The following is a 26,047-nucleotide window of genomic DNA, read 5'->3' as shown; positions in this document are numbered from 1 at the left end:
TTGTTAATGTCCATGTCCACCTTCTTCTTCACTGTTTTTTGCTTTTGCTAAAAGGGTGAAGGCATCTTTTAAAACAACTTCAATTTTAGTTATGTCTTCTTCTTTATTTTCTAAAGATAATGCTACAAAACCTCCTTCATCGTTACCTTTCGAAATTTCAAGCATTTCAAAATCATTCATTGTCTGTTCACCTTCTTTCCGATTGCCTAACGATTTAAAAATATAATGTTTGCCATCAAATCTAACAATGGCTTCCTCTGGAACTGCGTATTGCTCTAAAGCTTCTACTTCAATATTTGCATTTACAAACATCCCTGGCAGTAAGTCTTCATTTTTTTCTTTTAAATGACCATGAATTGTAATGGATCTATCCTCTCGAACATTGTTCCCTATAAGAAAAACTTCTGCTTCCATCCATTTATTTGGTGCGTTTGCCAGTCTAAAACGAATACGCTGACCAACTCTAATAAGTGGAATATCATCCTCGTAAACCTTTAATTCTACATGCAAATCAGAAGGATCGGTTATGTCCATTAATACATCTTGCGGATTAAAATATTTACCAGTATTAATATAAACTTCTCGAACAATACCATTAATTGGGGAATACACGTTGACAACTGAAGCTATCTTACCGTTTTTTACGCCTGAGGGATTTATGCCAATTAACCGCAACTTGCTTTCTAAAGCTTGAATGTTTGCCTTATTGGTCATATAATTGCTCTTCGCTTTTTGAAATACTTTACTAGATGTTACTTCGGCATCGTTCAACGTTTGTTGACGTTCAAAATCTGCTTTAAGATATTCATTATTTGCTACTGCTTCTAAATAATCTCTTTGAAAATCAATAAATTCAGGGTTTTCAACTGTAGCAATTATTTGCCCTTTTTTTAACTTGGTTCCCGGAAGCATTGTTGTGTATTTTAAGAAGCCCCCATAAGGAACAGTTACAGAAATATTGCCCTGAGGTGGTACGTCTATCATGCCGTTAACAGAAATTTCGTGTCCTATTTTTCGTTTTTCAACTTTACCAATAACAATTTCAGTTTGTGCTAATTGTGCTTCTGTGAGCTCAACAATATTCTCATTTTCGGCTTCGTGAGCATCTTCCACAACAGTTGTTTTTTCTTTACACCCTACTGCTAAAATTAGCGTAATACACAGGATTATCTTATATGCTATATTTTTCATGTCTTTAATTATTTGCTGTCAATTTTTCAATGGTTATTAATGTTTGATTATATTGATTGATATAATCCAGGTATTTGGTTTGTATGGCTAAAGCTCGATTGATTCCTTGTACATATTCTATGTATTCAATGGCTCCTTCTTGAAAACCACGTTGTGAGCTTTTCAATAACAATTCAGCTTGTGGCAACGCATTGAGTCGGTAAAAACCCATATTGTCTTGGTCTTTCTTTAAGGTTTCCACTGCTGTTTGCAATTGTGATTTGGTGTAATTTGTAACCGCTTCCAGTTGTGTTTCGCTTTCCATTTGTTGGATTTTAGCCGCTTTAATTTTTGAGGTGTGCGATTTAAAAAAGATAGGAATACTTAATCCCAATTGTACACCTGTAAAACGGTCTCCAGAGTCAAACACAGTTTGCATGCCATTTGCTGTTTCGCCATTGCCTATAAACGATTGATTAAAATACCCCAAAGTAATATCAGGCAGCATTTTTGCTGACTGCACTGAGCACTCTTTGTCGGCAACTGCTACTTTTGATTTATAAAATGCAACCAAAGGATTATTAGACACAGCTAAACTGTCTTTCAATGCCTCTGAAAACAGGCTTGAAATAACCTCCAATTCCCCAACATTGATGTCTATTAGGCTGTCTGACTGTGTTAAATTTTGCAACAGCAATTGGTAAGCTTTAATTTCTGAAACATTATTTTTCAAACCAATGTTAATATCTGCTACTTCTGCATTGGCAGTTGCCTGTTCCAACGCATTACTTTCTCCTGATTTAAAACGAAGATTCGCCGCGTATTGGAATTTTTCATAAATACTGTCCTGTTGCTGTAACAAACGTTGTTTGCTTTTTAAATACCAAAGCTGATAATAGGCTGATTTTATTTGAGCTATCAATTCATTTTTAACAACCTCTTGATGAAGCTCGCTCTTTACTATCTTTGCTTTTGACAATTTATTTTGATTACCATACAAGGTTGGAAACGCAAAGGTTTGGCTTACACTAAAACGGGTATCATTAGTTGCTATACTATTGGTTTGCCCATATTCCAAACCAAACTCCGTTTTTGTAATATCGAAGCTCGCTCCCTTTAAAGCTTGCTCTTGTGCTGTTTGCAGTTTTGAAATTTTAATATTTGGATTGTTCTTTAGTGCCACCTCAATAACTGCATCAAGATTATCAAACGTTTTTACATTTTGGATTGTTTGGGCATTTATTGAAACTACGCTTGTAAAAAAGATGAAAAGCAGCAGCATTACCGTTTTATTTGTTTTCATTTTTATTTTCTTTTCTGAATAATAATAGAGAATGGGCAATACGATAAGCGTTAGAAAAGTGGCCGTAATTAATCCACCAATAACCACTGTTGCCAGAGGGCGTTGCACTTCAGCCCCAGAAGTTTGAGAAATTGCCATTGGCAAAAACCCTAAAGATGCTACAGCGGCGGTCAGTATTACAGGACGTAAACGTGTTTTTGTACCTTGGTAAATACGTTCAAAAACATCTGAAACGCCATCTTTTTTAAGTCGGTTAAACTCTGCTATTAAAACAATTCCGTTTAATACAGCTACCCCAAACAAGGCAATAAACCCTACCCCTGCCGAAATACTAAATGGTAAATCGCGCAGCCAAAGTGCAAAAACACCGCCAATAGCAGATAATGGAATGGCTGTAAAAATGAGAACACCTTGCTTGATAGAGCCAAAAGTGAAATACAACAAAATAAAAATAAGCAACAGCGCCATTGGTACGGCAATGGACAAACGCTGTCTTGCTTCTACCAAATTCTCAAATTGTCCACCATAACTAACACTATAACCAGGTGCTAAATTGACTTGACTTTCAATTTTTTTACTGATTTCATCTACAACACTTTCTACATCACGATTTCGCACATTAAACGCTGTAATAATTCTTCTTCGTGTATCATCGCGTTGAATTTGATAGGGGCCATCTATAATTGAAACTTTCGCTACTTGCTGTAACGGTATCTGTTGCCCCTGAGCACCATTAATGTATAAGTTTTGGACATCGGAAAGATTTGTTCTATGGTCGCCTTCCAAACGCACCACCAAATCAAATTGCTTTTCCCCTTCATAAACCAATCCAGATGATGCTCCTGCAAACGCTGCTTGAATGGTATTATTCACAGATTTTATATCCAAACCATATTTTGCCAATTGAGCGCGGTTATAATCAATTACTATTTGTGGTATCCCTGTTACTTCTTCAACATAAACATCTACCGCGCCATCAACAGTACCAGCTATTTTACCAATTTGGTTGGCATAATTGGATAATTGGTCTAAATCTTCACCATAAATTTTAACAGCAACATCTTGACGTACACCCGTCATCAACTCATTAAAACGCATTTGTATGGGTTGCTGAAAACCAAAAATAACGCCTGGAATAACCTCTAAAGCTTCAGCCATTTTATTTGCCAACGCTTCTCTGTTTGAAGCTGATGTCCATTCCGATTTGTCTTTGAGAATAATCATTAAATCCGCAGCTTCAACAGGCATGGGGTCTGTTGGAATTTCACCCGAACCAATTTTAGAAACAACCTGTAAAACTTCAGGAAAGTTATCCAATAATATTTTTTCTGCTTTCGTTGTTGCCTTTATCGTATTGTTTAATGAACTTCCGGTCATGACTCTAGTTTCAACTGCAAAATCGCCTTCTTCAAGGGTTGGTATAAATTCTCCCCCTAAATTTCTAAAAACCATAAACGCGATACCAAATAACACTACGGTTATTACAACAACGACCATTCGAGTATGCATGGCTTTTTTAAGAATGGGTTGATACATGCGGTAAAAGAAACTCATTATCCTATCAGAGATATTCTTTTTGTGCTCTGTCTTTTTGCTTAATACTAATGCAGACATCATAGGAATATAGGTCAACGATAAAATAAAGGCACCCAATATGGCAAAACTTACGGTTTGTGCCATGGGACCGAACATTTTTCCTTCAGTCCCCACTAATGCTAAAATTGGCAAATACACAATAAGAATAATAATTTCTCCAAACGCTGCCGAATTCCTAATTTTACTGGCAGATTGGTACACCTCTTCATCCATTTCTTTTTGCGTGAGTTTTCGAGTAAGCTTCATAGCCCCTAAATGGAATAAAGTGGCTTCTACTATAATGACAGCGCCATCTACAATCAATCCGAAATCAATGGCTCCAAGACTCATTAAGTTTGCTGAAACACCAAAAAGGTGCATCATACTAAAGGCAAATAATAAAGCCAATGGTATTACGGATGCCGTGATTAATCCTGCCCGCCAATTGCCTAATAACAATAATAAAATAAAAATAACAATAAGCGCGCCTTCTATAAGGTTTGTTGTAACCGTTCCTATGGCATTATCAACCAATTTAGTTCTGTCCAAAAAAGGCTCAATCACAACACCTTCTGGCAATGTTTTACTAATGGTTTCAATTTTATCTTTAACATCTGTGATTACCCGCGCTGAATTTGCTCCTTTCAACATCATTACAATGGCACTGACCACTTCGCCTTCACCATTTCTGGTAGTTGCACCATAGCGTATCGCAGTACCTATTTGTACCTTAGCTACATCACTTATTAAAATAGGGATTCCGCTTTCTGTTTGTTTAACAAGAATATTTTCAATATCGTTAACAGAACCAACCAACCCTTCACTTCTAATGAATAGCGCTTTATCATTTTTTTCAATGTAAGCACCTCCGGTATTTTGATTGTTATTTTCCAACGCATCAAAAATTTCAGAAATAGTAACCTGCATTGCATTCAAACGTTCTGGATGAATGGCTATTTCATATTGTTTTAAATAGCCACCAAAGCTACTTACATCGGCAACACCTTTGGTTCCTAAAAGTTGTCTTTTAATAACCCAGTCTTGGATGGTACGCAATTGAATGGCATCGTATTTATCTTCATAACCCGGTTTTGTGGTTACTACATATTGGTATATTTCACCAAGGCCCGTGGTTAAAGGTGCAATACCCGGTTTGCCTATGCCTTCGGGTATTTGGGATTGTGCATCTGCAAGACGTTCATTTACTTGTTGTCGTGCCCAATACACATCCACATCTTCTTCAAAAACGATGGTGACAACCGACAAACCAAACCGAGAAAACGAACGAATTTCATCAATCTGCGGAATGGTTGCCATGGTAATTTCAATGGGGAAGGTTATTAAGCGCTCCACCTCTTGTGTGGCAAGTGTTGGCGAATTGGTAATAACCTGTACTTGATTGTTGGTAATATCTGGCACCGCATCAACAGGCAATTGCTTTAATGAATAAATTCCTGCTAATATTAACGCCAATGTGAGTATCCCTATAACCAATTTATGGGTTATAGAGTACCTAATAATTTTATTAAGCATATAAAATGATTTAAAAATATTTAAAAAACAGTTTTGCCTTATGGAATGTTAAGGCTTGTATTTTTTATTCTCAAAACAATTATTGAGAACAGCTATTTTTAAACCCGAGGTGGTTGAAATAAAGTATCTAAATATGCCGAAGAAAAAAAGGCATTATAATAATCGAAACGTATGTTTTCGCTAAAATTAAAATTTTCTAAAACAAACTGTGACTGATACGTTATGAAATACGCTATATGGCTGCATTGGTGGGAATTATGAAGAGGTGCTTCATGATGATTTGAGTCTTCATGATGCTCTTTTGAACCTTCTTCACCCAGAACATAATCTTCCATAATAAACTCAAAAAACGAATCCCCATCAAAGCTTTTGTGTTCTTGATAATGTGAATAGATTGCTGTAATCTTTTGGAACTCGCAACCCATATCCATACTAGGCAAAATTGCCTGAAGCATAAATAATATTGACAATGATATGGATATGATTAATTTCATTACGAAAACAAAGATATAAATTATTTAATGCAATGCTGTTGCAAAAAATTTTATAACAAGTCAAATATACATTGTTAAAATTATGATTGCTCTACTTTAGCAATTTCCTCATCGGTTAAACCATATAAATCATAAACCATTTTGTCTATTGCTTTTTCGGTTTGGGTTATTTGGGTTTGTAGGGCTTGGGCTTTTTTCTTGTTGTCTTCAAAAAGCTCTAACCACTCAAACTCATCTTTTTTGGTAAGTGGCGTAGCGCCTGCTGTTTTAATGGCTTTATTAAGTTCTTTTATAAAGTCTGAAAAGTTTAACTCACTCCTGTTTTCGAGTTTTGTTGAATAATCATTTATATTATCTTTTTGAAAATTTAATTCATTAAACTTTCTAAAGTCTATTTGAATATTTTTTTGCATGCCAAGTTTACTCCACTTTATTTAAATGATATATGTAAGTATTCAAAAGCCCTTATTTGTTCAGCGGCAACAGGATTTGCAGAATGAACTTTAAACTTTATAGTGATTTAAAACTATCTGTAACGTCTTTAGTGTCTTCGAACGCTACGAAGTGAATCTATTTTTATACTGTGGGTTATGTATATCTCTTGTATGCCCATTATCAAGAATGAAAACTTTTTCACAAGATTCTGTTTGTTGCTTAACCTTGAAGAATCCAGCCACCTTCCAAATTACATTGAAATAAAATAATGATGCTAAAATGAACAAAACATAAACCTCTTATTTAAACTGATAACCTAAAGATAACAGGATGCTTCTATTATTATATTTATTCCCTTCAAAATCATCTTTATTGGCAATATTAGATAAGCCATGAATGTACCCTAATTGTACCATCCCTTTTTCTAAAAAATGAATTCCTACAATAGCATTAAGCCCAAAATCAAAACGTTTGAACCCCATACCCCCATCTTCAACATCTTTAAATGTTTTTACTTTAAAAAATTCCGTATTAGTTTGAGGACCTACTTGCATGGTATCAAAAACTTCTGCATTTCCAGAAATTCCATAACCAAATGACGGACCGACTCCAACATACCATTTACTTTGGTTATTGTCCAAATTATAAATAGCTAATATTGGCACTTCTATATAATCAAGATTTATACGTGTCTTCTGAGTAAATGTACCACCTCCCTCTCCTCCAGGCCGTTTTTCAGTTGTCTTAACACCTTTTTGAAGATAATTTAAAGATGGTTTTAAACTAAATGCGCTAGAAATAGGAATTTCAACAAAGAAACCTCCGCCATAACCAAATTTCCAATCTTTATCAGGTAGAGGGCTTGTTTCGGCTGTAAATGATGCCGTATTCAACTGCCCATGTATTTGGGCACCATATTTAATTTGGGCCTTTAATGAAATGCTAGACAAGAATAGCACAGCTACAATGAATCCGTTTTTAATAATTTTATGCTTCATGATAAAAAATCTTAATTGATGATTGAAAAAAATATTTATTTCGTGTTTAATATTATTTGATACACTTGTTCATAATCTGAAGCGCTAGAAACTTCATGATAACAGATTTCTGCAACTTTGCCAATTGTTTCCCCTATACTCATTTCTAGTTGAGCAAGTGACAATTCTGTATTGGTACCATCAATAATGTTATTCATTTTTCCATTTACACGGTACTCATTCTTATCTAAAAAGTCATAGTAATCCGAAATAGTTTTATTAATAACCGATATTAAATTTTTATGCTCTGCATGTAATTGTGCAAGTTCCAAAGCTGCTCTTTTTTTATGTTTTAAAGCATAATTCAATTTTAATTCTCTTTCCATTTTGGGGTCTGGTTCTCTACCCTCTCCCATTACCACTAAAGGGATTTTAGCATGTTCTTTGGCATAACTAAGCTCTAGCTCATCATGATTTCCATTTGTGTTTTTAAATTCTTTGATTTTAAAGCTATAATTTTCAAAGGCATTTATTAATTGCTTTGTAGTCTCAGCTACAAACAGATTTATATCCATTGTGTTTTTGTACACTTGCCGTTTTTTTAAACTATTTTCAAATTCTTCATTAGATACATAAATGTCTTTTTTTTCAAGTTGATTCATAACCATGTCTGCTTTCTGCTTTTCGATCATGTTATTATACTTCGATGCCATTTGCTTGGCATATTCTGGGTCATTCATCATACGTTGCATTTCTTCTTCAGAAAAAGGGCTAAATGACAGCGTTGAAGTGTTTTTGGCAAGTTCTCTTTTAGCTACCTCTTCTCTCTCCTTTTCACTCATTTGACTTATTCTATCTACTCCACCCATTTGCTTTATCAATTCATTTTGGTTTACTTGATTTTTTGTGTCATTAAATATTTCGTCATGGTTTTTATTACCATAAAAACTTTGGGTCTTATGTTGTATTGATGATGCCAATTGATTAGTATAATTCTCCATCTTTTTCTTAAATTTTTCATATTGTAACTCTAATTGAGAATCACCTTGACAGTTAATATTATTATTACAAGCATATTCAAATGCAGCTTCTGTTGTTGATTTTAACTCAGGAGCCGATTCTATCAGTGAAAAAAAATCTATATTTCCTAATACAGATGGTTTTGATTGTTGGGAAAACAAAATGCTTGTTCCCATCAAGACTATAATTGTTAAACGTTTTTTCATTTTTTGTAAATTCATTTTTGTTATTTTAAATTATTTTAAACTCAACACGTCTGTTTTTTGGTTTTTTAAGGGCATAGTTCACTCTGCACCACGAATGATGTTGAATAAAACCGTAAAAAATGACTATATCTTTATTGTATTGGTGGGACAGGTTGAGGCACTATATTTTCAACCGGTTTAATGCTTTTCAAATAGGCAAAAATGGCTTTTATGTCCTCATCTGGCATATTAGAATACGCTGGCCAGGGCATAGGTGGCAATAATTGTCTACTCCCCTCAAGACCTTTGTATTTCCCTTCCTTCATGGCTTTTAAAAATTGAGCCTCTGTCCAGGTTCCAATACCTGTATCATCAGGTGTTAAATTTCCAGCAAAAGAAGTTCCCCAAGGCCCTACTACGGCGGTACTATTCATATTAAATAATACATATCCTTTCACTGCCTCAGGATCAAACGAAGGTAAAACTTCATTTGAGTCATGTCCAGACAACAACCTATTGGGGTCAGGAATTGGACCTCTTTCCGTCATAACTTTTGGAGAATGGCAATCGTTACAGCCAATAACGTCAACTAAATTTTTACCCCTTTCAATTTGATTTTGAATTGATTCTTTGTTTTGGTAATCTTGTTTCTCTTCTTTGGAATTATTACAGCCAATTAGCATTAATACAGCTGCAATTGTTGCAAATTTAAAAATGTGTGTTTTCATAATTCTGTTCGTTTTTGATTTTTGATTAATTGATTTTTGAACTACCCTATGACTACTGTCATAATATTCTGTTACAGATTATTAATAAATTTTAACATAGTTTAACATATTTAAAAGCCATTCTATTTACTTGATTTTGGATTTCCTGTAATTAATACGTTTCATGGTTGGGTACAAAACCGTCAAAGAAAATAGCATTGGAAGTAACAGCTGCTAGTCGTAATTCTTTAAGCTTACTATACTCTTTAGAATTGTACCAAGCCTCAGCCAAATCTAAAGAAGGAAATTCTATCATCACGGGGTATACGGGCTTATATGAACCTTCCTTTACAGTGCCATTGCCAATTACAATGTATTTTCCCTTAAACTTACCTACAACATCGATTACGTTGTTTCGATAGGTATTCATTGCTTCTTCATTATGAATTTCAATGATGTCAAATAAACAATATGCTGCCATTTTTTAACTTTTTAAATTATACTAGTTTTATTAATTGTGTTGTGCTTTACTTTTCTCTATTTCCGGCAAATAGTTACTTCCATAAAAATTCAGATGTTCTATGCATTTTAAAACAGTCCAGGAAGATGATGATGCTATATAGCAAGATCCCTCAAAGGAATTTTTTTCAGTTCTTCAGCACGGTTTAAATTGCTTCTAATGATTTCAACTAAATCATTAATTAAATAATTTAATTGATATTCATTGCTTTTTTTGACAAATATCAGCACTTGTATTTACCTAAACCTTGATTGAAATCAAGAATTTAGATTTATTAAAAAAACTTAATGTTTACAGCATTAAAATTGGTGCGGAATGGTAGAAGATATAATTTTAATACTTTTTTATCCTGGATAAAGTTTCAGGTGTCATTCTCAAATAAGAAGCAATATATTTTGATGGAATTTCCTGAAACAAATGAGGGTTTTCCTTTAAAGCATTAAAATAGCGTTCGTCTGGAGTGGATGTAAATATTTCTCGTACTCTATCGTACATAATGAGGATTATTTTTTCAAGAAACTCACTCCATTCCTTATTTAAATGAGGGTATTGTTCCAAAAGTAAAGTTATTCTTTTCTTGCTTATAGCCTTCACCTCGGATTTCTTTATGGCTTGTATATAATAATCCGTTGATTTTTCAGTAATAAAACTTTCTAGATCTAAGACCAAATCATTATATTTCTTATAGCCAATACAAACTATGTGCTCCTCAAACTTGTCTACTGAATAAACAGATAAAGCACCTTCTTCCACATAATACAAATTGGTATCTGAACTTCCAGCAATTTTTAAATATTCATTTTTTTTAAGATGAACACTTTTTTCAAAAGCATTTTCTTCTATAATTTTAGATAATAAACCCCTTAATAGATTCATAAGTTAAACTTTACAGAATGACTACAACAAAAGTATTGTTTAAACATTAAAAGTCAAACAAGTATGTTAAAATTTTTAATCAATTTTAAAAATGAATGATACTTATTTCCAGGTTAATTTAAAGTCATTCAAATAAAGATACTTTGAACTTTAAAAAATTTATAAATTTTAATAAGTAGTCAATTACAGCTTTAAATAATAGAGATTAGCAAAATAAATCTTTCAAATTGTGCTAATTAAATTTAATTACTTCCCGATACAGAATACAACTTAATCTAAATATCGGTTAGTTGTAATTTTAGGTCCATAATTAATTCTAAAACTTAGCCGATTTAAATTAAATTAATAACTATTTTCAGAATTTTCACTTAAGAAATAACAAAATAATATTTTTATACAAGGGTTTGATTTAGTTGGTTCGGCTTAAGTCTTGGGCGTTTCCGCCTCCAAATCCGCTTTTAGTATCATCTCCCTGAATTGCATGTTGGATTTCATGGATGGCTGTACTTTTTTACAAATCTCCCTCGGCAACGTTAAGAGTAATGATAACTCTTCTCTTCTCGTCGGTGTTAATTTGCCTCTTGATGTTTTTTTGTCTTTCATAAAATGTGAATGTAATATGTAATTATCTTAGTTAGAAGTCAAGTTTAAATTTTAGCTCTAATTTAGGGTTTCCGGGTTTTACTCTTTTTGAATCCTTTTTCTATTAATTCCCTGAATTGCAAGTTTGATTCCTTAGAAGGAGAAACTTCGATATAAATCTCTGTTGGTGCTTTTAATAATTTTAACAACTCTTCTCTTCGTTCCTGTGTTAATTTTATTTTCGCTTGATTTTTATCATTCATAAAACGTAAGTATTGCGTTGTTTACTAAAGTTGAATACCTAATTAAAGAGCTTTATAGCGGTTTAGTGTGTTTTCGGTATTCTTTAAATAATGGCGGATTATTTCCCGATACAATATCTAACTACCCTTGAATCCATTGAGGTTACAGCATTTGGGCAACAAATAGGATACAAAAATTGATAAAAAAGGGAATATTTGCAACAACTAAAAACAAAACTATAATTGCTATAAGAACGAATATAGCATAAAAAAAACCGCTCAATTTGAGCGGTTTCCAAACATAAAACACCAAGCCTTAATTAGCTATTCCAGAGCCTAAATAAGTGCTATTCGATAACTGACTACCATCAGCTGCTATAAATGCCATAAATAGCTCTACAGTATCGCCTACGTAAGTCGTTGGGATTGGCACAGTTTGCGTTCCAACTGTTCTTGCAGCTCCTTCAGTACCGGACATAGATTCCTTTTTTGAAGGATTATAAACAAGCACCATCGCTCTATCCGTAACATTGGCATTACCCTCGGCAGAGTTGTCGTCCCAATTGAAAGTGACTTCACCCGCAACAGCAAGGTCTACAGTTGGGTTTAAAGCACCAGACAAACCTCCTCTACTCACCAGGGCGTTTGCATAATCAACCTCAAAGTTGGGTTCAATCCCTGTAATCGCATTGTTTAGCACGTACGACATCGCCGCATTAAATGCAGTTTTCTTCACAGCTAAAAACTTATATCCTTTCTGGATAAAAGGTTTAATAGCTTGAATAAATTCTAAAGTAGCGGTAAACTTCGTTCTTTGATTTACCTGTCCTACAGTTCTTGGATTTGCTACACTTGAAGGTTTAATTCTAATGTAGTCAATCCCTTTCCAGCTTCCACCGATAATGTTTCCAACCTTACCTGAAAGCCCTCCTAAAATACCTTGAGCAATTTTACCCATTTTTTCTATTAATTTAAATGAAACAATTTTTTGTTTGGACTTGATACGGCTTTGGCCTGAAGCAATACCTTCCGATTAAATGTATGGCAATAATTATGCATACAATTCAATCAAGATTATGTTGCGTAGAATTGCATTCTTTTGCATTGCAGTCAAGAGTTGAAAGGTTTATATGGTTTTTGTTCTAATGACAGATGGATATTATGACATTGCGCAGCAATGCATTAAATCCGTATGTTTTGACTTGTTCAATCCGTTTTTCCTGATGGATATAATTTTTCCAGATTCTTTTGGTTCCATCTTTTATGTATTTTTTTAGAAGCGAATAAAAAAAGAGCCTCCTAAAAAGGAAGCTCTGAAAGACAGCACTCGAACCAAAAGATGCGCAACGTGTACTCTTTAAAGCCAACGTAATGAACACCTACATGGAATGGACTACCTGATGTACGTATGCCCGCCAGTAACCATCTGCTACCTAAACGGACTGTAAATAAAGACTTAAACATAATGCCCTTGTTTCACAGGACGGTGCGATTGACGCAAGGGCTGTAAAAAAAATACTACCCGTGTTTTAGTTCACAGTGTTCAATAGCAGTACGCAGTATGATTAACAATAAAAAGTATAATGCAAGCAAAAAGCAAGGGTGGAGATTTTTTTCAACAGGCGTAGTGAACCCTTGTGGCTCTCGCATCCGCACGCCTGTACCTTTGCTTTATGTATGAGTTTTTTTTATATAATCGGATTTGACGTTTAAAGTCTATCAATATTCAATAAAAATCAAAAAGCTGATTGTCTTTATATTCCATCTAATTTCAATTGGAACTTCTATTTAGCAGGTAATCTAAAAGGCGCGAGCCGGCTGCGAGTTGAGCAAGGGTGGTGTGGTAATAGCCCATTGCATTTTTCTGCAAAAGGGCGTACCACAGCAACGGTTTACCGCAAGGGTGGCGCATTTTTTGATTTTTATATTGTATCAGGTGGATTTTTATGGGTAGTTCAAAATATTCAAGTTTATGCAAGTGCAAGGATTGAAGGAAGCAAATGGAAGGGCTGGGAATAGTTTTCATTTTGGGATTGCCAAATATCCTACGCAAATAGGGTTTGAGGAATTATAGGATTTTGAGGAATCAATTCATTCCATTCTAAAGTAAGGCAAACCCGGAATGTAAAAACTATTGAGCGTTGGATGGAATTTGCGGACTGAATGAGTTGCTCTTGTGTACACTTTGCAAAATAGGATAATCCGCAGTGTTAATTGAAGTTTAAGATATCCTTAAATACAAAATTGTCAATTCAATAACAAATTTTCTGAATTGTACTGCGGTTATCTTATTTGCAAACTTGGGACGTTCAAAAAATGTGACACCCGTAAACCCACAGTTTTAAATAGGATGATTTTGAAGTAATCCTATATTTTATTATTGTCGAATGATCTTATGGTATAACAATTTGACTGTGGGTTTTGCCCGAAGCGACCCGCAGGCTCGCATAAAGTGAAGCAGCGGTTGTACCCAATTAAAAGAGCGCGCGAAGCGCAACCTTATTGGGTTTGGGTACAAGAGTAGCTGCGGGTGAGGAAGGAGTGCAATGTGTGAAGTAAAACAAATAAATAGCGCCAACGAGGACGTGTCGCCGCAGTGGTGCTATTTATGGTATATGCAAGCCCTTTGAAGATACTAATAAAATTGATTGAGTGAGTGCTTCGCCTTGATTGGAATGATATTGAAAATACTGTATGGCTTGCAGATATGTTTTATGGAACAAAATGAACGACTGACGAACACCTTATTACCTGCCCCCCAAATTCTCAATACCAGCGTTAATTATGTATATAACGCTAATGAATGTTAAAGACACAGGAAATTGCTTCATTTTATAATCAACAAAATGAAGCAATTCTCATATTTTTAACTTGGCTAATTGGCGGCTGAAATGATGAGGTTTGCAACTTCTTTAGGATGTGACATAAATACTACATGACTCGCTCCTTTAATCTCTGTTAATTGTGTTCCAGAGCGTTCATACATTTTTCTTAAAATGAGTGGGTTGATACTCTTGTCTTCAGAACCAAGGATTGCAAAAGATTTTTTATCATGCCAAGCAGCCTTTGAAATCACATCTGTAAAACAAGAGGCTGCAATAGGTTGTTGAGCATCTGCCATAAAATTTGCTTGTTCCTTGGTTAAATCGGCTGCAAAACCAGCATGAAATTTCTCTTTATCATAATACACCAAGCCTTTATCATCTGGAGGCAAGAGTCCACTTTCTGGAGCTGAAGGTTCAGATTGCACCCACTGTAAGGTATTTTCCCCAACATCAGGCTGAAAGGCACTGATAAAGACTAATGATGCAACATTTGGATGTACTCCAGCTTCAGTAATTACAGTTCCACTCCATGAATGTCCTACAAGAACAGCTTTACCGTCCAATTTATTTAATGCTCGATTAACAGCCACTACATCATCTTCAAGGGATGTCAAGGGGATTTGCACTACGGTTGTATGATATCCATTTTTGGTTAAAATTGAATACACTTGTTGCCATCCCGAACGTGGGGCAAACGCTCCATGAACTAACACTACATTCTTCACATTTGAATTTTGTGAATGTGTGACATCTACAAATCCCAACACTGTTATTAAAACCACTGAAATTACAAATGGTTTTATTCTTAAAATGGTTTTCATTTTCAAGAGTTTTGAAGTTTTAATATTTCTACTCCTACCTCAATAGTAACATTAATATTACTTTTTACGGCTTTCGAGTATGGACAAGTTTGATGAGCCATTTCAGCAAGTTGCTTCGCTAAATCTTTGTCAAGACCTGGCATGTTTATTTTAAGACGAGCTTCTAACTGGAAGCCATCCACTGTTGTACCTAAATCAACCTCGGCATCTATTGACGTATCTGAAGGTAACATCACCTCACTCTTTTTAGCTGCCAATCCTAATGCGCCCAGAAAACAGGCAGACCAGCCAGCCGCAAACATTTGTTCTGGATTGGTGCCTTCAGATTTTATTCCTGGAGGTGTAAGTTTAATGTCCAGTTTGCCGTCGCTACTTATTGCTTTTCCGTCTCTCCCACCTATAGTATGGGTTTTGGCTGTGTACAATACTTTTTGAATTTCGTTTTTCATGACTTTTGATTTTAATTTAAGATTATATGCTTTTACTATAAAGGTTCTCGTATTTAAGGTAACACAGAAGGTCGATATTCGAATATATAGTCCATTCGTGCCTTCTTATTTAACTGAACACCATTCACTGGAAGTGGATTTCCTTTCTCGATTCTGTAATCAAAAACTAGATATTCTCTTTCTTCATCCTGCTTTACTCTTATACGTTCCACCGAGACTAAATCTTTGCTTATATTACTACCAAACCATCGAGGGTTTTCAATATATTTCCATGTTACATAGATATATTCCTCTCCGGGATTGTGTACGTCATTTTCTAAAAGTGCCGCTTGATAGGCTCTTTTGTTACCATAAAGTACAGCCATAGTTTCTAATTTCGGATTGATAACTGTTGTTATAACTATCATACTTTCATGGTCAAAAATGAGTCTTTTAGAGTCCGTTTCCGCAATTGGTTTATTACTGCAAGCCATTATAGATAGAGCAGACAAAAGAGCCAGAGTTTTATTTTTTACCATATACTTCATATCAATTTATTTTTTGAAGGTGATTTTATCGGGAACATTAAATAGATATCCTGTTTCTTTAGCCTTCAAACGATGGCAACTTATACAGGCATTCACAGCAAAATCCGGTGTTTTTCCGTAAGGTATCAAGTTTTGTGTTGAGAATTTTGCAAAACCCCAGCCTTCTGTATCCTTATGTTTTTTAGCATCTTTTACCATAAACTGAACATTAATAAACTTACCAGGTGTTATTTCACCATATTTATTTTGTGTTTGTTCCCAAACGGCTTTTACAGCTATGGCTCCATCTGGTATCGAATTAAATTGTTCGGATTCTATCGCTTTTACAAGGATATCATTACCATATGTTACGCGCATGGTTTCTCCGTAAAGTGTATTTAGACTTAATACCTTCCAGTTTTTGAAATCGTCGGAGTATTTAATACCGTTAGGAGATAAAGGGACAGAGTCCATATGGTGTTCTATATTTCTCCATAGCTTAAATTCGTCGTCAGAAATCTTTTTACGAAGGGTGTCTTTTGCAAAGTTTTCATCTGGCAATGCCCGAACGTAACCCTCAATAAGTGCTATCTCTTGGTCTGTAACATTGGCTTCAGGGTGTACCGTTAAATAATTTTCGAGAGGCATTTTATAAGATTTTACCATATTTAAAATAGCCCATAACTTTCCATTTTCAGCAGCAGGGGTACTATCCCATTCTGAAAAATTCATTACTTCCCGAGCATATGATACGTCTCTTTTTACAATCCATGAAATTGGAACCACTTTGTCGAACCATTTCAAAGACACTTCATTAGAATGGCAATTGTAACAAGCACGTTGGAAAACCGCATTAATTTCAGGATTAATATTTACTTCGGAGATAACAGGTCTATTCTCCAACGGTTTATCAGCAAACTGAAGAATCAGAAATAGTATTATAATTCCAGTTAGAGCTATTAGTACAATCTTTATAGTTCGCTTTTTCATGACTATTGTGTGTTTGATTCTGCCAGCTTAATTTTCCTGTAAAAAATATAGGTATTGAACACAATAGCATAAGCGATAGCTGGAGCAATAATTTCAGAAGGTCCAAATACTACACATCCAGAAACCAGTGCGAAGAAAATATCAAAAAAGAGTCCTGCGAAAACCCATTCTTTTACCCAGCTATAGGTCGATTTCATAGGAATTATTAGCAACACAATACCAAGAAGTTTTACTATTCCTAATGTTATTATAAAGTAGGCGGGATAGCCTAACGCGATGGTTTTATCCCATACAGTTGGATTTTTTGTAATTTCAAATAAGCCACTTAAGCCAAACCATATTGAGGTTAATGCTATTCCAATCCTATAAATTGTTTTTTGTTTTTTTGTTGTCATTGCAATTAAAATTAGACATTAATGATTATTCTTTCTAATACATTTTACCAAGGCAATTCTCCATGTTCACCAAAATATTTACCAGTTGGACCATTCTCATCTAGCATAGCATATTTAGAAAGATTGATACAATTTTCTTTAGCCGATTTTCCACCGCTATGACCATTGAAATCTGTGGATGTCCAACCTGGAGTCACACAATTGACTTTAAAATTCAAATCTTTCAATTCATAGGCTAATGCAACTGTATAGGCGTTTAAAGCTGTTTTAGAAGGTCCATAACTAATGGATTTAGCTTTATAGAGATGCCAATCTTCATTTTGATGGCACGTAAGTGAAGCCAAATCACTCGTAATGTTTTCTATAACTGCAAGTGAAGATTTCTTTAAAAACGGCAAAAAAGCTTCAGTCACCATTATTGTTCCGAAAAAATTGGTTTCAAATACTTCCCGAACATCCTTAACTGTCAACGGGTCATTTAAACTCTGTCTTTTACCTAAAATTCCTGCATTATTGATTAGAATATCGAGTACTTCTGTGCTTGATGCAAGCGTTTCTACTGCTTCCGATATAGAATCTTGATTGGATATGTCAATCTTCAGGAATTGGCAATTATTCAATCTTTCTTCTTTTAGCTTTTCAAAAGCTATTTTTCCTTGTTCAATACTTCTACAGCCCAAATACACAAAATACCCCTGTTCTAACAGAAATTTTGCAAGTTCAAAGCCCAAACCTTTATTTGCTCCCGTTATTAATACTTTTCTCATGTTTAATTATTTAATTTTTGATGAACAAAATTATTATTGAAAGCAATTTTCAATTATGCTAGTTGGCTCAATTTTGATATGCTGTAAGGCTCAAAAAATGAATAAGGGTTATTTAAGATGATTGAAACATATGAGCTTTTCAACAATGCAACCTAGAGCCATTTAACAATATGGTTACAGAAGTAAGGCTATAATTTTGTTGAAAATTTTTATTATGAGAATATTTAATCAAAATTATGTCAACGGTACTTTCATCGATATATTAGGTGATGAAGTACTGTTCCTAAAAAATCCCACTACCGAAGAAGTTATCACCGAGGTTCGTATGAGCACAGAAACCGATGCGTTAAAAGCTATAGAATCTGCTAAAAATGCCATGGAACACTTTTCACAAACTACGGTTCAACAAAGAAAAAGCTACTTGAAAAGCTTGCATGATGCCTTAACAGAAAAAATGGATATGCTCAAGGAAGCTACAGTTGAAGAATATGGTGCCAGCGAGCAACGCGCGTTATGGTCAAACCAATATGCTGCGGATATTTTTCTTTACTTTCAAAACGTATTGGATGAATTTGAATTTGAAAAAACAGTTGGAAATTCCCGCGTAGTTATGGAACCTGTTGGTGTAACAGTTATTTTAACCGCATGGAACTCTAGTGCAGGTTCTATATGTGTAAAGCTTGCCGCTGCCATAGCCGCAGGATGTACAGTAATTATAAAACCGAGTGAATTTAGTGCACAACAAACACAAATCCTGATGGAATGTTTCCATAAGGCTAATTTACCTTCTGGGGTTATAAATGTCATTAATGGCCGAGGCGCTATATTAGGCGAATTACTTTCTACGCATCCCTATATTTCAAAAATTTGCTTTACGGGTTCTACTCAAGTAGGTCAAATAATCGCCCGTAACGCATCAAACTCCATGAAACGTTTAACTTTGGAATTAAGTGGAAAGTCACCCAATATTATTCTTGAAGATGCCGATTTAGAAACAGCAATTCCCATGGCTGTACAATGCTGTTTTCAAAATAATGGCCAAGCTTGTATTGCAGGTTCTAGATTGCTTGTCCCTGAAAAATTACTACCTGAAGTCAAAAAAATAGTTGTAAAAAGCATTGAAGCCCTTAAAGTAGGTGACCCAAGAAATCCAAAAAATGATATTGGCCCTTTGGCTAATGAAAAACAGTTTATACGAGTGCAAAACTATATCCGTTTCGGAATTGAAGAAGGAGCTGAATTGTTGATTGGTGGTGAGGGAAAACCAAAAGGAAACACAAAAGGATATTTTGTAAAGCCCACCGCCTTTGCTAATGTAACTTCAGATATGGTAATTGCGAAAGAAGAAATCTTTGGTCCCGTATTATCTATCCTTACTTACCGAACAGAAGAGGAAGCCATTAGTATTGCCAACGATACAGTTTTTGGTTTACATGCATTTATAAGTAGTAATGATATTGATAAAGCCAATTTAATGGCAAAACGTATCCAAGCAGGTAGGGTTTCCATCAATACTATGGCACATGACCCTTACGCTCCTTTTGGTGGTTTCAAGATGTCGGGTATAGGCCGAGAGGGTGGAATATATGGACTAGAAGCACAATTAGAGCCAAAAGCAATTTTGATTTAAAGAACTTTTAAAAATGAGCTTTTTAACAAACAACCATTGAGCTTTTCAACAAAGTTTCATTATTTAAATCCAAATAACTTTGCAAAAAAATAAAGTGAATTTGTTAAGGGGTACTGCACATTAACATCTGTAGTATCAAATAAGTTTACTAATTTTATATTTGGATGCAATTAGATAAAGAACATAAAAAACCATCGAGTATAGTTTTCCATTGTTATCATCAACAAAACTGGGAAGGTGAACATTTTGTGCCCGAACATACATTAAGTTACCAAATAGCAGGTTCGCTCACATTCAACGATGGCAGCAATGAGTATGTCTCTTCGAATGGTTCATTCCGTTTTTTGAGAAGAAACCAGTTAATGAAATTTTTGAAACAGCCACCTGAACATGGGGAGTATCAATCCGTATCTATTTATCTCGACCAGCAAACGCTGAAAGATTACTGTTTGGAGTATGGTATTGAAGGCAAACACACACCGAACAGCATCAAACTATTGAATTTACAAAAGAACAACTTGTTTTTAGGTTACATTGATTCATTGTTTAGATATCATAAAATGGGCGGATTGGAGAGTCAAGAACTGATGAACCTAAAATTAAAAGAAGCCATTACATTGGTATTAATAACCAACCCAGAACTAAAGGACGTTTTATTTGACTTTACAGACCCTCATAAGATTGATTTGGAAGCCTTTATGAACAAGAATTACCATTTTAATGTTAAACTTGACCGGTTTGCATACCTTACTGGTAGAAGTCTTGCCACCTTTAAGAGGGATTTTGAAACAATTTTTAATAGCTCACCTGGTCGTTGGCTTCAGCAAAAAAGGTTAGAACAAGCCTATTATTTAATTACACGAAAAGGGAAAACGGCTTCCGATATTTATTTGGATTTGGGTTTTGAAGACCTTTCGCATTTTTCTTTTGTATTTAAAAAGATGTTTGGAGAATCGCCCTCTAAAATTAGTTCAGTTTAAGAAAGCCACTTTTACAAATTATGACTTCACAACAATTTTTTCAATAAATCAATAATTCTTTATATTTGCCCTCATAAAACCTTTATAGCCATATGTGATTAAATAGTTTCTTTCAAAACAAATAAAACAAGACCATATTTATAATGATTGGTCTATTTGTGAATCTCTAAAGAAAGGACTAATGATTACTTTACAACATCTTACATATACCCATACCAATACTGATTTACTATTTCAAAATTTAAATCTTACAGTAAACAAACAGGATAAAATTGCCATTGTAGGTAATAACGGCTCTGGTAAATCTTCATTACTCAAGGTTATTACTGGAAAATTAAAAGCTTCGGAAGGACATATAAGGGTTGATGAGCAGCCCTATTTTATACCACAGCTTTTCGGACAATTCAATGATTTTAGCATTGCTCAAGTATTACAGGTTGAAGGTAAAATAAACGCATTGCAAGAAATTTTAAAGGGAAACACCTCTGAAGAAAACTTTAATGCATTAAATGACGATTGGACGATTGAAGAGCGTTGCAAAGAGGCTTTACAACATTGGCAATTGACAGATTTAGAGCTGTCCCAAAAAATGAAAACTTTGAGTGGTGGACAAAAAACAAAAGTTTTTTTGGCAGGAATTTTTATTCATAAGCCTGAATTGATTTTGTTAGACGAGCCAAGTAATCATTTAGACTTTACAAGTCGACAACTTTTATATGAATTTATTCAAACTACAAAAAGTACTTTGATAGTGGTGAGCCACGACAAAACATTATTAGGTTTTATGACTACTATTTGCGAGTTGAATAAAAGTGGCATTAAACTTTATGGTGGCAATTATGAGTTTTATAAACAACAAAAACTGATAGAAAAGAACACTTTAAATCAGGATTTACAGAACAAAGAAAAAGCATTACGAAAAGCCAAAGAAAAAGAGAGAGAGACGTTAGAGCGACAACAAAAACAAAATTCACGAGGAAAAAAACAACAAAACAAAGAAGGTACTCCAAAGGCAATGAGAGACAAAATGAAAAATGATGCCGAAAAAAGTACATCAAGGCTTAAAAGTGTTCACACCGAAAAAATTGGTGGTATTGCACAAGACTTAATGGACCTTCGTTCTTCATTGCCAGATATTGATAAGATAAAATTTGGGTTTGATAACTCTGCATTGCACATTGGTAAAATTTTGTTTACAGCAACCAACATCAATTTCGCATATAACCCATCGCAATTTCTGTGGAAGAACAACTTGAACATTCAAATTACAAGCGGCGAAAGGATTGCCTTAAAAGGACAAAACGGTTCAGGAAAGACAACTTTTATTAAACTCCTTTTGGGTGACCTTGAACCTACAACAGGAACAATTTACCGAGTAGATAACCAATCTGCCTATATTGACCAAGACTATTCTTTGCTTGACAATACTTTAAAAGTTTATGAACAAGTCCAACAATTTAATACAACAGCGTTAGAAGAACACGATATCAAAACACGTCTCAACCGTTTTTTGTTTGGTCAAGAGGATTGGGACAAAACTTGTATTGCCTTAAGTGGTGGTGAGAGAATGCGGTTGATGCTATGCTGTCTGACCATTGGAAAACAAGCACCAGATATCATCATTTTAGATGAACCTACCAATAATTTAGACATTCAAAACATAGACATACTGACAGCAGCTATTAACGAATATCAAGGGACATTGATTGTGGTATCTCATGATGAGATTTTTTTGGAATCTATAAACATTAAACGAACAATTGCATTCACCATATAAAATTTAATTTAAAATGACAAGACAAATAAGAACCTCATCCATGTATCCCAATCCGCCAACAGGTGGTGTTTTGGCTGATATTAGAGCGTATTTGAAATCTATGGATATGCCTGATTACCGATTTAACCAAATAGTTCAATCACTACAACATGGAACTGAATATTTTGAAGATGTACAGGAACTTCCTAAAAGCTTAAGACAAAAACTAAAAGTCCAGTTTGGTGAAACACCGCTGCCCTTGAAACCTGCTGTAATTCATTCAGCAAATCAGGTAGAAAAAGTACTTTTTGAAACTAAATCAGGTGCGAAAATAGAAACGGTATTATCTCACTATCGCGAAGGCTGGACATCCATGTGTATATCGTCACAATCTGGCTGTGGATTGGGTTGTACCTTTTGTGCAACAGCAGCAATGGGCTTAATGAAGAATCTTACCGCTGATGAAATATGTGCGCAAGTATTTCATTCACATTGGAACAAACAATTACCTGACAGTATTGCCTTTATGGGTATGGGTGAGGCACTTGCGAATCCAAATATTTTTGAGGCTCTTAAAGCATTTACCACTAAAGGTTATGGTGGAATTTCTCAAAGAAGAATGACTGTCTCCACAGTGGGTTTTGCTCCTAATTTAGAGCGATTAGTTAATCAGTTTCCACAGGTGACCATTACCCTTTCTGTTCATTCACCTTTTTCAGTACAGCGTGCAGAATTAATACCTCTAGAAAAACGCTTTTCATTACAGGAAAATCTAGCCATCCTTGACACTTATGTGAAGAAGTTTAACCGTAAAGTTTACCTCGCTTATTTGCTGATTGCTGGTTTAAATGACACAAATGACCATTTGAAAAGATTGGTAGATTTGATAAAATTACGTGAAAGACCCAAACTTTTTCATGTTAGCGTCATCCGTTATAATCCAGCTTTTGGTGCAAATCCATCTTTCCAACAGCCCACAAAAGAAAAAGTTTCAGAATTTGTGGAACAGTTAAATGCACATGGTATCGACGCAACACGGAGGACACAATTTGGTTCAGGAATTGAAGCCGCTTGTGGGCAATTACATGCTGACTATATAAAGAAAAATAAGGGAAATATTTAACTGCTAAATTAATACTGCCAGGATTTTAAGAAGGATGTATAATTTTAGCTCTAAATTTAATTATAAAAACCATAATTTATCTTTAGCTTCATCTTTAATACCTCTTTTGAAACGTGGTGCTATTTGTGCTACCATTTCGGGATATTTTATGGTGATGGGTACATTTTGTTGACGTAGAGACTTCCAATACAATCTGCTAAATTGATACACTTGGGTCAATAATTCGTCAACTACCTCAACATCTTCAAAAGCATCTTCATCTGGACTGCTAATTTTAATTTTGATAGGAAATGGATACCCATCTGTGTCAGCATAATATTGAGATGTGGGATACCTAGCATTATTAAACAATAAAAATTGATTTTCGGCAATGCGAATATATGTGCCGCTTACAGGCATCAATTTATCTCCCCAATTAAGGTCGTATGCAATAATATCCTCTGCGTCGGTTTTATTTATATTCAAAATATACAAGGGAACTTTTAAGCTTAACTTATTCATTCGCTCTCTAATTGGCTTTAGTTCTTCGTAGCTCATTTCTTTATAGAAATGTATCACCACCTTGTCCGCCTGTGCCTTTGAAGTAAAATCACGAATTGCCGTACTTATACTTGAGGCCAATAAATCTGTTTGGTTTTGATTGAAGTATTCGAAATTTCTAAAGAGACCATTATTTTGAAAACTAAAGGCACTTGCGATGTAGCGTCGGTTTTCATCCTGATGGGTAAATGCCCCTACTCCAATTACCAATTCCTTTTTATCTGTTACTGCCAACTTCCATGGGACACCACCTAATTTAGCATGAAGGGCCAAAGACATATTTTGAAGAGAAAACTGAAAATTATATTGGTCCTCAATATTCAGCACCATCTTCTCATAATCGACCACTTGGGTTACGATACCTTCATTTAAGAATAATTCTTTAATGCGGATGTAAATTTCGCGGTCTTCAGGTTCTGGAGTGTATCTATCAAAAGGACTTATATAAAATGCTGCATATAACACATTTTCTTGGTCAAATTTTAATTCTTCCAGTTTTTGGATAATCTCCGGTATTGGGTCATTTGCATTGTCAAATTCTATGAAATGTTCTTTTGAAGCTGATGCCTTAATATTCATATAGGCTTCCAATCCAAAAAAGTATTTTTTCTTATCCTCTAATGTGACACCTTTTATTAATTTCTGGTAAAATGAAAGTACTGAATTTTTATGCGATGTATGGCAAATGAAAAATATCTTAATGTTTGGTTTATCAGGACGTCGATATGGATTAAGATAGTTCAGGGCAATTTTTGGCACTAAATGTGTTTTTTTATTGCCGTTATGGTCTTTCCCGAACTCTAATAAGCCGAGGTTTGGGTCGATATGATTAATGCGGTTTTCTGGAACATCGATAAAGGCATCTTGTACAAAGGGAAAAATGGTTTTGAACTCTGACGTAAAAAGCTGTTGTTTGGCAAATGTACCAATGAGGGACACATATTTTTGATATCGATTTTTGCCTCTTTCAAGTTCTTCAAGGGGAATGTTCAAGTCTTTCGCCAATTGCAAATTGAAAATGGGAAAGGAAATAGAAAAGTCAATACTGTTAAAGAACTCCTGTTTGTCGTCACTATCTAAATTCATTTGATAATTGAACGTTTTTTGACCATACACGCAGCGTTTGATATGCATTGTATCCTCAATATCCATAACGGATTTTGTGAGAACTTTTGACGTGCCATCATATGCTACCACAAGCTCTGGTAGGTCTGTAAGTTGGGCATACTGTATTTTAAAAGAAAATTTATAATACAAATTATAATCAGTAGTATTGCCATTTTTTGAAGGTAACCAAACTTGAACATCGCGCACAAAATTCTTTACGACGATAAAACCTTTTGCCTTAAAATATTCCCGAAGCTGCAGTTTTAAATACTGCTTATAAATGCTCAACTCTTTATCATCCTCTAGGTCTATTTTGATACTTTTGGCATTTGGTGTAGATTGCGTGTAAGAAGTGAAAATTTGGTCTGATTTAGACAAATCTTTATCAAGGAAGGCCTCTTTGATTTGACCAGAAAACTTTGATTTGTGAATGGGATGACTTCCTTCTATTTCTTCTATAAAAAAGTAGAATGTAGGAGCTGGATTAGGCCAATTGAAATTGAGGATGTTGGTTTTTAGGTGTTCTTGCATGGATTAAG

The 26,047-nt window shown here is 34.7% G+C and carries 22 protein-coding genes; 4 read left to right on the top strand and 18 right to left on the bottom strand.

Features of this window, described 5'->3' with window-relative positions:
* Positions 1-3 precede the first annotated feature (3 nt).
* From J8H85_RS00215 to J8H85_RS00135, 17 genes are all read right to left on the bottom strand, one after another.
* Positions 4-1,191, bottom strand: coding sequence for an efflux RND transporter periplasmic adaptor subunit (locus J8H85_RS00215; protein WP_209651497.1), 1,188 nt, complete (start codon positions 1,189-1,191; stop codon positions 4-6).
* Positions 1,192-1,195: 4 nt separating this feature from the next.
* Positions 1,196-5,581 carry a CusA/CzcA family heavy metal efflux RND transporter gene (locus tag J8H85_RS00210; RefSeq protein WP_209651495.1) on the bottom strand — a complete coding sequence of 1,462 codons (4,386 nt, stop codon included), beginning with the start codon at positions 5,579-5,581 and terminating at the stop codon, positions 1,196-1,198.
* 98 nt (positions 5,582-5,679) lie between these two features.
* Positions 5,680-6,036 carry a hypothetical protein gene (locus tag J8H85_RS00205; protein WP_209651494.1) on the bottom strand — a complete coding sequence of 119 codons (357 nt, stop codon included), beginning with the start codon at positions 6,034-6,036 and terminating at the stop codon, positions 5,680-5,682.
* Positions 6,037-6,155: 119 nt separating this feature from the next.
* Positions 6,156-6,488 (bottom strand): hypothetical protein, encoded by a 333-nt coding sequence (locus J8H85_RS00200; RefSeq protein WP_209651492.1) that lies wholly within the window; start codon positions 6,486-6,488, stop codon positions 6,156-6,158.
* Positions 6,489-6,809: 321 nt separating this feature from the next.
* Complete coding sequence (locus tag J8H85_RS00195) at positions 6,810-7,508, bottom strand: porin family protein (protein WP_209651490.1); 699 nt, start codon at positions 7,506-7,508, stop codon at positions 6,810-6,812.
* A 35-nt stretch (positions 7,509-7,543) separates the two neighbouring features.
* On the bottom strand, positions 7,544-8,728 hold the full coding sequence (locus tag J8H85_RS00190; protein WP_209651489.1) for a hypothetical protein: 1,185 nt from the start codon (positions 8,726-8,728) through the stop codon (positions 7,544-7,546).
* A gap of 116 nt (positions 8,729-8,844) precedes the next feature.
* Positions 8,845-9,420: a c-type cytochrome gene (locus J8H85_RS00185; RefSeq protein ID WP_209651487.1), complete on the bottom strand. Its 576-nt coding sequence runs from the start codon at positions 9,418-9,420 to the stop codon at positions 8,845-8,847.
* A gap of 151 nt (positions 9,421-9,571) precedes the next feature.
* The gene (locus J8H85_RS00180) at positions 9,572-9,880 is read right to left on the bottom strand and encodes a DUF1330 domain-containing protein (RefSeq protein WP_209651485.1); all 309 of its coding nucleotides are present in this window, start codon (positions 9,878-9,880) and stop codon (positions 9,572-9,574) included.
* A 372-nt stretch (positions 9,881-10,252) separates the two neighbouring features.
* Positions 10,253-10,795, bottom strand: a complete 543-nt coding sequence (locus tag J8H85_RS00175) for a Crp/Fnr family transcriptional regulator (RefSeq protein WP_209651483.1) — start codon at positions 10,793-10,795, stop codon at positions 10,253-10,255.
* Positions 10,796-11,460: 665 nt separating this feature from the next.
* Positions 11,461-11,640 (bottom strand): hypothetical protein, encoded by a 180-nt coding sequence (locus tag J8H85_RS00170; RefSeq protein WP_209651481.1) that lies wholly within the window; start codon positions 11,638-11,640, stop codon positions 11,461-11,463.
* Positions 11,641-11,935: 295 nt separating this feature from the next.
* A complete protein-coding gene (locus J8H85_RS00165; protein WP_209651479.1) occupies positions 11,936-12,577 on the bottom strand; it encodes a DUF6266 family protein in 642 nt (213 codons plus the stop codon).
* Between the two features lie 1,917 nt (positions 12,578-14,494).
* Positions 14,495-15,169 carry an alpha/beta fold hydrolase gene (locus J8H85_RS00160; protein ID WP_317194974.1) on the bottom strand — a complete coding sequence of 225 codons (675 nt, stop codon included), beginning with the start codon at positions 15,167-15,169 and terminating at the stop codon, positions 14,495-14,497.
* A gap of 98 nt (positions 15,170-15,267) precedes the next feature.
* Positions 15,268-15,714: an organic hydroperoxide resistance protein gene (locus J8H85_RS00155; RefSeq protein ID WP_209651475.1), complete on the bottom strand. Its 447-nt coding sequence runs from the start codon at positions 15,712-15,714 to the stop codon at positions 15,268-15,270.
* A gap of 53 nt (positions 15,715-15,767) precedes the next feature.
* Positions 15,768-16,241, bottom strand: a complete 474-nt coding sequence (locus J8H85_RS00150) for a hypothetical protein (RefSeq protein ID WP_209651473.1) — start codon at positions 16,239-16,241, stop codon at positions 15,768-15,770.
* A 6-nt stretch (positions 16,242-16,247) separates the two neighbouring features.
* Positions 16,248-17,210 carry a heme-binding domain-containing protein gene (locus J8H85_RS00145; protein ID WP_209651471.1) on the bottom strand — a complete coding sequence of 321 codons (963 nt, stop codon included), beginning with the start codon at positions 17,208-17,210 and terminating at the stop codon, positions 16,248-16,250.
* A gap of 2 nt (positions 17,211-17,212) precedes the next feature.
* The gene (locus J8H85_RS00140; protein ID WP_209651470.1) at positions 17,213-17,605 is read right to left on the bottom strand and encodes a DoxX family protein; all 393 of its coding nucleotides are present in this window, start codon (positions 17,603-17,605) and stop codon (positions 17,213-17,215) included.
* Between the two features lie 44 nt (positions 17,606-17,649).
* Positions 17,650-18,372, bottom strand: a complete 723-nt coding sequence (locus J8H85_RS00135; RefSeq protein ID WP_209651468.1) for an SDR family NAD(P)-dependent oxidoreductase — start codon at positions 18,370-18,372, stop codon at positions 17,650-17,652.
* 214 nt (positions 18,373-18,586) lie between these two features.
* On the opposite strand from J8H85_RS00135, the gene J8H85_RS00130 reads away from it, so the two are divergent.
* From J8H85_RS00130 to J8H85_RS00115, 4 genes are all read left to right on the top strand, one after another.
* Positions 18,587-20,002 (top strand): aldehyde dehydrogenase family protein, encoded by a 1,416-nt coding sequence (locus J8H85_RS00130; protein ID WP_209651466.1) that lies wholly within the window; start codon positions 18,587-18,589, stop codon positions 20,000-20,002.
* Between the two features lie 164 nt (positions 20,003-20,166).
* Positions 20,167-20,982, top strand: a complete 816-nt coding sequence (locus J8H85_RS00125) for an AraC family transcriptional regulator (RefSeq protein WP_209651464.1) — start codon at positions 20,167-20,169, stop codon at positions 20,980-20,982.
* A gap of 181 nt (positions 20,983-21,163) precedes the next feature.
* The gene (locus J8H85_RS00120; protein WP_209651462.1) at positions 21,164-22,759 is read left to right on the top strand and encodes an ABC-F family ATP-binding cassette domain-containing protein; all 1,596 of its coding nucleotides are present in this window, start codon (positions 21,164-21,166) and stop codon (positions 22,757-22,759) included.
* A gap of 13 nt (positions 22,760-22,772) precedes the next feature.
* Complete coding sequence (locus J8H85_RS00115) at positions 22,773-23,861, top strand: radical SAM protein (protein WP_209651461.1); 1,089 nt, start codon at positions 22,773-22,775, stop codon at positions 23,859-23,861.
* A gap of 60 nt (positions 23,862-23,921) precedes the next feature.
* Here J8H85_RS00115 and J8H85_RS00110 read toward each other — a convergent pair whose 3' ends face one another.
* Positions 23,922-26,039, bottom strand: coding sequence for a Piwi domain-containing protein (locus J8H85_RS00110; RefSeq protein ID WP_209651460.1), 2,118 nt, complete (start codon positions 26,037-26,039; stop codon positions 23,922-23,924).
* Positions 26,040-26,047: the final 8 nt, after the last annotated feature.

It is taken from the genome of Mariniflexile gromovii, from assembly GCF_017814435.1.
In the GTDB taxonomy this organism is placed as follows: Bacteria; Bacteroidota; Bacteroidia; order Flavobacteriales; family Flavobacteriaceae; genus Mariniflexile; species Mariniflexile gromovii.
Note: the sequence above shows the minus strand (reverse complement) of the source record. Positions and strands in the feature narration are given on the sequence as shown.

What these genes read in the sequence shown, in the direction of transcription:
- J8H85_RS00140 (WP_209651470.1), bottom strand. Translation starts at nt 17,605, where the DNA reads ATGACAACAAAAAAACAAAAAACAATTTATAGGATTGGAATAGCATTA.
- J8H85_RS00200 (WP_209651492.1), bottom strand. Translation starts at nt 6,488, where the DNA reads ATGCAAAAAAATATTCAAATAGACTTTAGAAAGTTTAATGAATTAAAT.
- J8H85_RS00185 (WP_209651487.1), bottom strand. Translation starts at nt 9,420, where the DNA reads ATGAAAACACACATTTTTAAATTTGCAACAATTGCAGCTGTATTAATG.
- J8H85_RS00165 (WP_209651479.1), bottom strand. Translation starts at nt 12,577, where the DNA reads ATGGGTAAAATTGCTCAAGGTATTTTAGGAGGGCTTTCAGGTAAGGTT.
- J8H85_RS00110 (WP_209651460.1), bottom strand. Translation starts at nt 26,039, where the DNA reads ATGCAAGAACACCTAAAAACCAACATCCTCAATTTCAATTGGCCTAAT.
- J8H85_RS00195 (WP_209651490.1), bottom strand. Translation starts at nt 7,508, where the DNA reads ATGAAGCATAAAATTATTAAAAACGGATTCATTGTAGCTGTGCTATTC.
- J8H85_RS00145 (WP_209651471.1), bottom strand. Translation starts at nt 17,210, where the DNA reads ATGAAAAAGCGAACTATAAAGATTGTACTAATAGCTCTAACTGGAATT.
- J8H85_RS00120 (WP_209651462.1), top strand. Translation starts at nt 21,164, where the DNA reads ATGATTACTTTACAACATCTTACATATACCCATACCAATACTGATTTA.
- J8H85_RS00130 (WP_209651466.1), top strand. Translation starts at nt 18,587, where the DNA reads ATGAGAATATTTAATCAAAATTATGTCAACGGTACTTTCATCGATATA.
- J8H85_RS00155 (WP_209651475.1), bottom strand. Translation starts at nt 15,714, where the DNA reads ATGAAAAACGAAATTCAAAAAGTATTGTACACAGCCAAAACCCATACT.
- J8H85_RS00170 (WP_209651481.1), bottom strand. Translation starts at nt 11,640, where the DNA reads ATGAATGATAAAAATCAAGCGAAAATAAAATTAACACAGGAACGAAGA.
- J8H85_RS00150 (WP_209651473.1), bottom strand. Translation starts at nt 16,241, where the DNA reads ATGAAGTATATGGTAAAAAATAAAACTCTGGCTCTTTTGTCTGCTCTA.
- J8H85_RS00215 (WP_209651497.1), bottom strand. Translation starts at nt 1,191, where the DNA reads ATGAAAAATATAGCATATAAGATAATCCTGTGTATTACGCTAATTTTA.
- J8H85_RS00115 (WP_209651461.1), top strand. Translation starts at nt 22,773, where the DNA reads ATGACAAGACAAATAAGAACCTCATCCATGTATCCCAATCCGCCAACA.
- J8H85_RS00205 (WP_209651494.1), bottom strand. Translation starts at nt 6,036, where the DNA reads ATGCTTCAGGCAATTTTGCCTAGTATGGATATGGGTTGCGAGTTCCAA.
- J8H85_RS00180 (WP_209651485.1), bottom strand. Translation starts at nt 9,880, where the DNA reads ATGGCAGCATATTGTTTATTTGACATCATTGAAATTCATAATGAAGAA.
- J8H85_RS00125 (WP_209651464.1), top strand. Translation starts at nt 20,167, where the DNA reads ATGCAATTAGATAAAGAACATAAAAAACCATCGAGTATAGTTTTCCAT.
- J8H85_RS00190 (WP_209651489.1), bottom strand. Translation starts at nt 8,728, where the DNA reads ATGAATTTACAAAAAATGAAAAAACGTTTAACAATTATAGTCTTGATG.
- J8H85_RS00210 (WP_209651495.1), bottom strand. Translation starts at nt 5,581, where the DNA reads ATGCTTAATAAAATTATTAGGTACTCTATAACCCATAAATTGGTTATA.
- J8H85_RS00175 (WP_209651483.1), bottom strand. Translation starts at nt 10,795, where the DNA reads ATGAATCTATTAAGGGGTTTATTATCTAAAATTATAGAAGAAAATGCT.
- J8H85_RS00135 (WP_209651468.1), bottom strand. Translation starts at nt 18,372, where the DNA reads ATGAGAAAAGTATTAATAACGGGAGCAAATAAAGGTTTGGGCTTTGAA.